At 67.5% G+C, this 8124-nt stretch carries 9 protein-coding genes and 1 pseudogene; 1 reads left to right on the forward strand and 9 read right to left on the reverse strand.

Going from position 1 to position 8124, the window contains the following annotated elements; all coding sequences use genetic code 11:
* Nucleotides 1-266: 266 nt before the first annotated feature.
* From ACNFOC_RS46450 to ACNFOC_RS46475, 6 genes are all read right to left on the reverse strand, one after another.
* On the reverse strand, nucleotides 267-1028 hold the full coding sequence (locus ACNFOC_RS46450) for an ABC transporter permease (RefSeq protein WP_416965035.1): 762 nt from the start codon (nucleotides 1026-1028) through the stop codon (nucleotides 267-269).
* Nucleotides 1025-2062 carry an efflux ABC transporter ATPase subunit, DrrA-related gene (locus tag ACNFOC_RS46455; RefSeq protein WP_416965036.1) on the reverse strand — a complete coding sequence of 346 codons (1038 nt, stop codon included), beginning with the start codon at nucleotides 2060-2062 and terminating at the stop codon, nucleotides 1025-1027. The genes ACNFOC_RS46450 and ACNFOC_RS46455 overlap by 4 nt, the downstream gene beginning before the upstream one ends.
* Before the next feature lie 74 nt (nucleotides 2063-2136).
* Nucleotides 2137-2778, reverse strand: coding sequence for a PadR family transcriptional regulator (locus ACNFOC_RS46460; RefSeq protein WP_416965037.1), 642 nt, complete (start codon nucleotides 2776-2778; stop codon nucleotides 2137-2139).
* Between the two features lie 24 nt (nucleotides 2779-2802).
* The gene (locus ACNFOC_RS46465; protein WP_416965038.1) at nucleotides 2803-3348 is read right to left on the reverse strand and encodes a DinB family protein; all 546 of its coding nucleotides are present in this window, start codon (nucleotides 3346-3348) and stop codon (nucleotides 2803-2805) included.
* 137 nt (nucleotides 3349-3485) lie between these two features.
* Entirely contained in the window at nucleotides 3486-4946 is a 1461-nt protein-coding gene (locus tag ACNFOC_RS46470) for an aldehyde dehydrogenase family protein (protein WP_416965039.1), read from the reverse strand.
* 90 nt (nucleotides 4947-5036) lie between these two features.
* On the reverse strand, nucleotides 5037-5873 hold the full coding sequence (locus tag ACNFOC_RS46475; protein ID WP_521986741.1) for a Sco1979 family transcriptional regulator: 837 nt from the start codon (nucleotides 5871-5873) through the stop codon (nucleotides 5037-5039).
* A 343-nt stretch (nucleotides 5874-6216) separates the two neighbouring features.
* Here ACNFOC_RS46475 and ACNFOC_RS46480 point away from each other — a divergent pair, with 343 nt between their 5' ends.
* Nucleotides 6217-6729 carry an ATP-binding protein gene (locus ACNFOC_RS46480; RefSeq protein ID WP_416965040.1) on the forward strand — a complete coding sequence of 171 codons (513 nt, stop codon included), beginning with the start codon at nucleotides 6217-6219 and terminating at the stop codon, nucleotides 6727-6729.
* A 66-nt stretch (nucleotides 6730-6795) separates the two neighbouring features.
* Here ACNFOC_RS46480 and ACNFOC_RS46485 read toward each other — a convergent pair whose 3' ends face one another.
* From ACNFOC_RS46485 to ACNFOC_RS46495, 3 genes and pseudogenes are all read right to left on the reverse strand, one after another.
* Complete coding sequence (locus ACNFOC_RS46485) at nucleotides 6796-7014, reverse strand: DUF397 domain-containing protein (RefSeq protein WP_234478148.1); 219 nt, start codon at nucleotides 7012-7014, stop codon at nucleotides 6796-6798.
* Between the two features lie 287 nt (nucleotides 7015-7301).
* Nucleotides 7302-7547 (reverse strand): 30S ribosomal protein S18, encoded by a 246-nt coding sequence (gene rpsR / locus ACNFOC_RS46490; protein ID WP_416965041.1) that lies wholly within the window; start codon nucleotides 7545-7547, stop codon nucleotides 7302-7304.
* A 2-nt stretch (nucleotides 7548-7549) separates the two neighbouring features.
* A pseudogene (locus ACNFOC_RS46495) lies at nucleotides 7550-8002 on the reverse strand (CobW C-terminal domain-containing protein); the annotation flags it as partial.
* Nucleotides 8003-8124 lie beyond the last annotated feature (122 nt).

Here is an 8124-nt window from a genome sequence, read left to right on the forward strand (position 1 = left end):
CAAGGGGGCCCGCCACCCGCGTACGGCGAGAAGGTGACGTGTCGGGGGGTGTCCGCCCGCAGCGGTTGGCGCGTCAACACGGTCTCATTCTTGAGAAACCGATCCCGCGCCAATCCGAGGACGGATACCCCCCGGCGCGGCGCCGACCCCCAACGACGGCACGGCAAACCACGACGCACCCGCACCCAGGCACAAAGCCGCACCCCACACCACCTAGGGGCGCGGGGAACTGCGCGACCAGCCACAACGCACCCGCACCCGACAACTCACCCCCCAAGCCCCCGAAACCGCCGCACCGCCAGCGGAAAGAACACAACCAGCAACCCCAACGGCCAAACGACAGCAGCCCAGACGTGCCCCGACTCGCCCCCGGGCCCACCGAACAGCTCACGCACGGCCGTAGCGGTCTGAGACATCGGATTCCACTCAACAACCGAGCCCAGCCAACCAGGCATGGCAGCAGGCGTAGCCAACGCATTGGACAGAAACCCGACCGGCCACACCAGAATCTGCACGGCCTGCACCATCTCAGGCCGCCCCGCAACCAGCGCCAACTGAATCCCGACCCACAACATGGCGAACCGAAAAAGCAGCAACAGCCCCACCGCGCCCAGGAATTGCCCCGGCCCGGCATGCGGACGCCAACCGAGCCCCAGCCCGACCCCGATCAACACGACCAACCCGATCGCCGACTGCAACATGTCCGCGGCCGAACGCCCCACCAGGACCGCCCCGTCAGCCATCGGCATCGACCGGAAGCGGTCGATCACACCCTTGTTGAGGTCCTGGGTGACGGCAAGCATCGTGCCCTCCAGCCCGAACGCCATGGTCAGCGCGAGCATCCCGGGCACCAGATAGTCGACGTAGTCACCCTCGACCGCCCGCCCACCCCCGACCAGATAGCCGAACATCAACAACAGCATCACCGGAAAAACCAGACTCACCACGACCTGCACGGGCTGCCGCGCCCAGTGGGCGAGTTCACGCCGGGTCATGGTCCAGGAATCGGTCAGAGCGTAGACACTCACACGGCCTCCTTCACATTCGCACGATCGTCCGCACCCGCACCCGCACCCGCACCCACACCCGCCCCCGCACCGTCGTCACGTCCCGTCAGATGCAGGAACACCTCGTCCAGGGTCGGCCGCCGCAACGCCACGTCCTCGGCATCGATCCCGCCCTCCTCCAGCGCCCGGACGACTCCGGACAGCGCCGTCATCCGGTCGGAGACCGGCGCGCTGAGCAGCCGGCGGTCGACGTCGACGGAGACGCCCGCCTCGGGGAACGGCAACAGGGCGACGGCGGCGCCCAGTTGACCCGCGTCACGCAGAACGACGTCGATACGGTCGCCACCCATTCGGGACTTCAGCTCGTCGGGGCTGCCGTCGGCGATGACCCGCCCCCGATCAACTACCGAGACCCGATGGGCGAGTTGATCGGCCTCCTCCAGATACTGCGTGGTGAGCAGAACCGTCGTACCACCCCCGACCAGGGAACGGACCGCCGTCCACACCTCGGCCCGGCCGCGCGGGTCGAGGCCGGTCGTCGGCTCGTCCAGGAAGAGGATCTCGGGCGCGGTGACGAGCGACGCGGCGAGATCCAGCCGACGCCGCATGCCTCCGCTGTAGGCGCGAACCGGCTTACGACCGGTGTCGCCGAGATCGAAGCGCTCCAGAAGCTCATCGGCACGCACACGCGCGTGACGGGCACCGAGGTGATGGAGACGGCCGAACATCTCCAGATTCTGCCGACCACCCAACTCCTCATCCAGAGCCGCATGTTGACCGAGCAGCCCGATACGAAACCGAACCGCACGAGCCTCGCTCAGCACGTCGTACCCTGCGACCTCGACCCGGCCGGAGTCGGGCCGCAACAGGGTGGACAAGACACGGACCAGGGTGGTCTTACCCGCACCGTTGGGCCCGAGCACGCCATGCACGGTGCCGCGCGCGACGCGCAGATCGAGCCCGTCCAGCGCCCCCTTGACCCCCTCAACCTTCCGGCTCCTCTTCTCGCCATACGTCTTGTGCGCGTCCTCGACGATGATCGCCGCGTCGGCCACTGGACACCCCTTAGCTAGTCAAACTTGACTACACGCTCGAAAGTAACGCCACAAACCTCGTTAGTCAAACTTGATTAGCGGGCATCCCCCGGGTGCCGCTCCCCCGTCGCGTACGGGTTCTCCTCGTCGTCCTTCAGGACACCGACGAACGGCTCACCCTCCCCCGCGAAGGTGTACGCCCCGCCCTCGATGCGCTCGATCAGCCCCCGGGTCCACGCGGCCTCGGCGTCGGCCGTGTGGACCCAGAGGTTCATGATCTCGCCGATGTGGCCCAGCTGTTCGGGGCCTCCCTCGGGGATGTAGTACTCGGTGACCGAGGCCCGCCACTGGGCGATGCCCCGCGTGCGCTCCATGAGCAGCTCCACCACCTCGGCCCTGGGTAGATCGACGATGCCCCCGATGGCGGCCGACTTCACGTCCATCTGCTGGTCGTACGACGACAGCGCCTCGCGCAGCAGCCGGAAGTACTCCTCGGTGCCCCCGTCGGTGATCTCGTACTCCGTGCGCGGCGGCCCCCCGACGGTGGACGGCGCGATCTCGTGGGCGTGCAGGAAGCCCTGCTTGGCCAGCTGCTTGAGCGCGTGGTAGATCGAGCCGGGCTTGGCGTTGGACCACTCGTGCGCACCCCAGTACTCCAGGTCGTTGCGCACCTGATAGCCGTGGGCCCGCCCGTGCTGGCGCACGGCGTTGAGCACGAGGAGACGGATCGCTGACATGGGCTCAGCGTAGAACCCGCCAGGTCAGCCTCCGGTCGTGCCCCGCTCCTTCGCGACCAGCTCGAACGCGGTGGCGCCGTCGAGGGACTCGCGGACGATGTCGGCGTGACCGGCGTGCCGGGCGGTCTCGCGGATCAGATGCAGGCACACCCACCGCACGGAGACACGCCCCTCGGGGAACCAGGGCTGGTCCGGCAGCGGGAAGCTGTCGTCCAGGCTCGGCACCGAGCGGACGTACGCCTCGGTCTCGGCGGCGACCTTCTCCCAGTACGCGAGTTGCGACTCGACGGTCTCACCGTCGACCAACTGGAAGGTCTCGTGCCAGTTGGTCTCGCCCCGCTCGACCGCCGGCGGCTCCTGCTTCGCCCGGGCGATCCAGCCCTGCTCGACCTCGGCGCAGTGCTTGAGCAGGCCGGAGAGGGAGAGTTCGCTCGCGCTCGGCTTGCTCGCGGCCTGTTCCTCGGTCAGCCCGAGCAGCGCCCGGCGGATACCGCCCCGCTGCTCCTCGATGAACGCGAGCAGCGCTCCGCGCTCGTCGCCCCGAGTCTCCGCCGCTACGTGAGTGACCATGACTGTCGCCTTTCGCCGGTACCGGCAGGGAGCCTGTCCCCCTGCCCGACACCGACGAAGCTACGGGCCATTGAGGTCAGGTTCTGTCCTCAATGGCCCGGCTACGGCTTCGTACTCAAAATCGGCTGCTCAAGATGTCAGAACGGGAACCCGCTCCGCCCGTGCTGCACCGAGATCCACTTCAGGCTGGTGAACGCGTCCAGCATCGACTCGCCGTTGAGGCGGCCCACGCCGGAGGCCTTCTCGCCGCCGAAGGGGACGATCGGCTCGTCGTGGACGGTGCCGTCGTTGACGTGGAACATGCCCGTGTCGATCTGCTTGGCGAAGTTGACGCCGCGCTCGATGTCGCCGGTGTGGACGGCGCCGCTCAGGCCGTACGGCGTGTCGTTGACGATGCTCACCGCCTCCTCCTCGCCGTCGAAGGGGATGAGGAAGGCGACCGGGCCGAAGACCTCCTGGCGGAGCAGCTCCGAGCCGGCGGGGACGTCGGTGAGGACCGAGGGCGCGACCAGGTTGTCGGTGGTCGTGCCGTGGACCAGCGCCGTCGCGCCTTCCGCGATCGCCTGCTCGACGACACCCGAAAGGGCGTCCGCCTGCGAGGAGTTGATGACCGGGCCGATGACGGTCTGCGGGTCGCTCGGGTCGCCGACCTTGAGGGACTTGACCTTGGCGACGAACTTCTCGGTGAACTCGTCCCGGATCGACCGGTCGACCAGCACCCGGTTCGCGGCCATGCAGACCTGGCCCTGGTGGACGTAGCGGCTGAAGACCGCGGCGTCGACCGCGTAGTCGATGTCGGCGTCGTCGAGGACCACGATCGCGCTGTTGCCGCCGAGTTCGAGCACCGAGCGCTTGAAGTGCGAGGCGCAGACGGTCGCGACGTGGCGGCCGACCTTGTCGGAGCCGGTGAAGGAGATGACCTTCGGGATCGGGTGCTCGATGAACGCGTCGCCGATCTCCGCGATGTCGGTGATGACGACGTTGAGGAGGCCGCCCGGCAGACCCGCGTCCTCGAAGATCTTCGCGACCAGGGAGCCGCCGACGATCGGGGTGTTCTGGTGCGGCTTGAGGACCACGCCGTTGCCCAACGCCAGTGCGGGGGCTACCGACTTGAGGGAGAGGAGGAAGGGGAAGTTGAAGGGGCTGATCACGCCTACGACGCCCACCGGGACGCTGTAGACGCGGTTCTCCTTGCCGTCGACCGGCGAGGGGATGATCCGGCCCTGGGGGCGCAGCGCGAGGTGGATCGCCTCGCGCAGGAACTCCTTGGCGAGGTGCAGTTCGAAGCCGGCCTTCAGGTGCGTGCCGCCGAGTTCGGCGATGATCACCTCGGCGATCTCCTGCTCGCGGTCCTCGATGAGCCGCAGGGCCTTCTCGAACACGGCGCGGCGGGCGTAGGGGTTGGTCGCGGCCCATGCCTTCTGGGCGCGGGCGGCCGCCTGGTACGCCTCGTCGACCTCGTCGACCGTGGCTATCGTGATCGACGCGAGCTTCTCGCCGTCGTACGGGTTGAAGTCGATGATGTCCCAGGAACCGGTGCCCGGGCGCCATTCACCGTCGATGTACTGCTGAGCAAGGTCGGTGAAGTAGGACGACATGTGTGATCCCTCAATCGCTGGCAGACACGATCAACAGCAGACCCGATCATCGATCATCACGGTCTGATCACACGTCATCGTACTTGTGTTTCAAGAGAGTTGGAGCAGTCCCCGAAGAAGATCCCGGCTCTCGTCCGGGCCCGGGCTGTCCTGCTGGAGCTCCTTGAGCGCCTTCTCGTACTGGGCCACGTCCTCGGACTTGTCCAAGTAGAGCGCGCTGGTGAGCTGTTCGAGATAGACGACGTCCGAGAGGTCCGACTCCGGGAAGGACAGGATCGTGAAGGCGCCGGACTCGCCGGCGTGACCGCCGAAGCCGAACGGCATGACCTGGAGGCGGACGTTGGGGTGTTCGGAGACCTCGATCAGATGCTGCAACTGACCGCGCATCACCTCGCGGTCGCCGTACGGGCGGCGCAGGGCGGCCTCGTCCAGGACGATGTGGAAGTCCGGCGCGTTCTCGTTCACCAGGTACTTCTGCCGCTCCAGGCGCAGCGCCACGCGCCGCTCCACGTCGGCCGCGCTCGCGCCCTTCATGCCACGCCGGACGACCGCGCGGGCGTAGGCCTCGGTCTGGAGCAGTCCGTGCACGAACTGCACCTCGTAGACACGGATGAGGGAGGCGGCACCCTCCAGACCCACATAGGTGGGGAACCAACTGGGCAGGACGTCCGAGTAACTGTGCCACCAGCCCGCTACGTTGGCCTCCTTCGCGAGGGAGAGGAGTGAGATGCGCTCCGCCTCGTCCGTGATGCCGTACAGCGTCAACAGATCCTCTACGTCCCGGGTCTTGAAGCTCACTCGCCCCAGCTCCATGCGACTGATCTTGGATTCGGAAGCGCGGATCGAGTACCCCGCGGCCTCGCGAGTGATCCCACGTGCTTCCCGCAGTCGCCTGAGTTGCGAGCCGAGCAGCATCCGCCGCACCACCGATCCGGGCTCTCCCGCGCTCACGTTCGCCAGCCTCCCCAACCGTCTTCAGGGGCCGCAGTCTGCCACTAAAACACTTCGAGCAGTACTCGTTCGATTACAGAAATGGAAAGAAGGGTCCCCTGTTTCACAGGAACTTGTCAGGAAGACGTCAGGAAGAAGCAAGGCCGGAGCGAGAGATCGGCGTGAAGTTGGCGGAAAAAATGGCCAACAAGCGGTACGGGAGGGTCCAATTCGGTCAGCTGCACGTGCATCTGCCCTTGCATCTGCTGTACGCATCCGAAACCATGGTCTCGCGCCACCGCTGCATCGCAACGACCGCGAATTCCCGGGAGTGCCTCGCATGGGGACGAATGGATCGACCATGCTCGAGCCGTTACGGCAGGGCCTTCCGCCACTGGACCCCTCAGCCGTGTCCAGTGCGGCTTCGTGCGCTCTGGCCGCCCGCTACGAAGCGGTGCGCGAGGCACGGCAGTTCACCCGCCGCACCCTCGACCAGTGGGACATAGGCGACCGCTTCGACGACGTCTGTCTGGTCGTCTCCGAACTGGTCACCAACGCGCTGCGGCACGCCCTGCCGGCCAACGCGCCACGTGTCCCGGAACAGAACCCGCCCGTACGGCTGCACCTGATGCGCTGGACCGAGCGGCTCGTGTGCGCCGTGCGCGACCCCAGTCACGACAGTCCCATCGCCTGCGAGTCGGAGGACTTCTCGGCCGAGTCGGGCCGCGGCCTGTTCCTCGTCGACTCGTTCGCCGACGGCTGGGGCTGGCACCCGCTGGCGGGCACGCTCAGCGGCAAGGTGGTCTGGGCGCTGTTCCGCCTTCAGGGCGAACCGGCACAGAACAACGCGTGAGGAACCGCGGCTCTTTTTCGGGCCGCGGTTCTACGCGCGTTGTGGCCGCGTGGGCACGCGGATCCGCTAACCCACTATCAAGTGGTCGAACTCGCCGTCCTTGATGCCCAGGAGCATCGCCTCGATCTCGGCGCGGGTGTAGACGAGCGCCGGACCGTCGGGGAAGCGCGAGTTGCGCACCGCGACGTCTCCGCCGGGCAGCCGCGCGAACTCCACGCAGGACCCCTGCGAGTTGCTGTGCCGGCTCTTCTGCCAGGCCACTCCGTCCAGCTGCGTGGCAGCCATGCCGTTGTACACGTCGAACCCCAAGTACACGCTGTCAACGCGGTGGTCCACAGGTCGCTCCCGGTTGTGCACTGGCTGGTGTGGCCATTGATGCAGTGGTCAACTGTTCCGGATCATAGCCCTGTTCATGTGCAGATGCATGGGCAGATGCACGTGCACGCGGGGTGGTGCTCCGGTTACAGCTTTGACGACCGCTTTACCGATGCCGTTCCAGCGTCTGCCCACGTCCGGGCAGGACATGTACTGAGGAAGACGTGTTCGGGGGCCCGCATGTTCCATCGGGGCGACTATCGGGTCGAGTACGGCAACAATGCCATCTCCCGGGCGTTCTTGATCGCAGCCGCCAACTGCCGCTGCTGCTGGGCCGATACGCCGGTGACGCGGCGGCTGCGGATCTTGCCGCGATCGGAGACGAACGCCCGCAGCAGGGCGGTGTCCTTGTAGTCGATGTACGTCACTCCGGCCGAATCCAGCGGATTACGACGGGACTTGGCAGGCCTGTGCGCAGGCTTGCCCTCGGACTTGCGGGGCACGGTCAGATCTCCAGGAAGGCGTCGAAGGCGGACGGAAGGCGTTTCCAGGCGGTACGCCCGGCGGCGTACTCGGTGTCGGTCAACAGGCAGGACTCCAGGAGCAGTTCGAGCCCGTCCCGGTCGAGACCGGGGGATGTGAAGACAAGGTGCTGACAGCAGTCCCCGTGCTCCGGGTGCCAGTCGAGCGCGGCGGCGGCACGGCGCACCGGCGGCACCAACTCCCAGGCGGCGTCCGGCAACGAGGCGAGCCACGGGCCCGCGCTCTCCACACACAGGGCACCGCCTGCCGCGTCCCAGTGGAGGAGCGAGTCGGGCCTGTCGGCGAGCCAGAACCGGCCCCGGCTGCGGGCCGCGGCGCAGGTGATGTCCTCAAGTGCCGCGTACAGCCGCTCCGGGTGGAAAGGCCGACACCGGTGCCATACGAGGGTGGTCACGCCGTGGGCATCGGCGCGCGCGTGGTGCGTACGGCGTTCAGGCCGCGATCCGCGCACCCTCGTTCTCGCCAGCCTCGCCAGCCTCGCCAGCCTCGCCACTCCCGCCGTTCCCGTCGCTCTCGCCGACGTTCCCGCTCTCCAGT

It is taken from the genome of Streptomyces colwelliae (assembly GCF_048158785.1).
GTDB lineage: Bacteria > Actinomycetota > Actinomycetes > Streptomycetales > Streptomycetaceae > Streptomyces.

Excerpts from the sequence above, each read along its gene's own strand:
- ACNFOC_RS46460 (WP_416965037.1), bottom strand. The coding sequence starts at position 2,778 with ATGTCAGCGATCCGTCTCCTCGTGCTCAACGCCGTGCGCCAGCACGGG.
- ACNFOC_RS46465 (WP_416965038.1), bottom strand. The coding sequence starts at position 3,348 with ATGGTCACTCACGTAGCGGCGGAGACTCGGGGCGACGAGCGCGGAGCG.
- ACNFOC_RS46470 (WP_416965039.1), bottom strand. The coding sequence starts at position 4,946 with ATGTCGTCCTACTTCACCGACCTTGCTCAGCAGTACATCGACGGTGAA.
- ACNFOC_RS46480 (WP_416965040.1), top strand. The coding sequence starts at position 6,217 with ATGGGGACGAATGGATCGACCATGCTCGAGCCGTTACGGCAGGGCCTT.
- ACNFOC_RS46485 (WP_234478148.1), bottom strand. The coding sequence starts at position 7,014 with ATGGCTGCCACGCAGCTGGACGGAGTGGCCTGGCAGAAGAGCCGGCAC.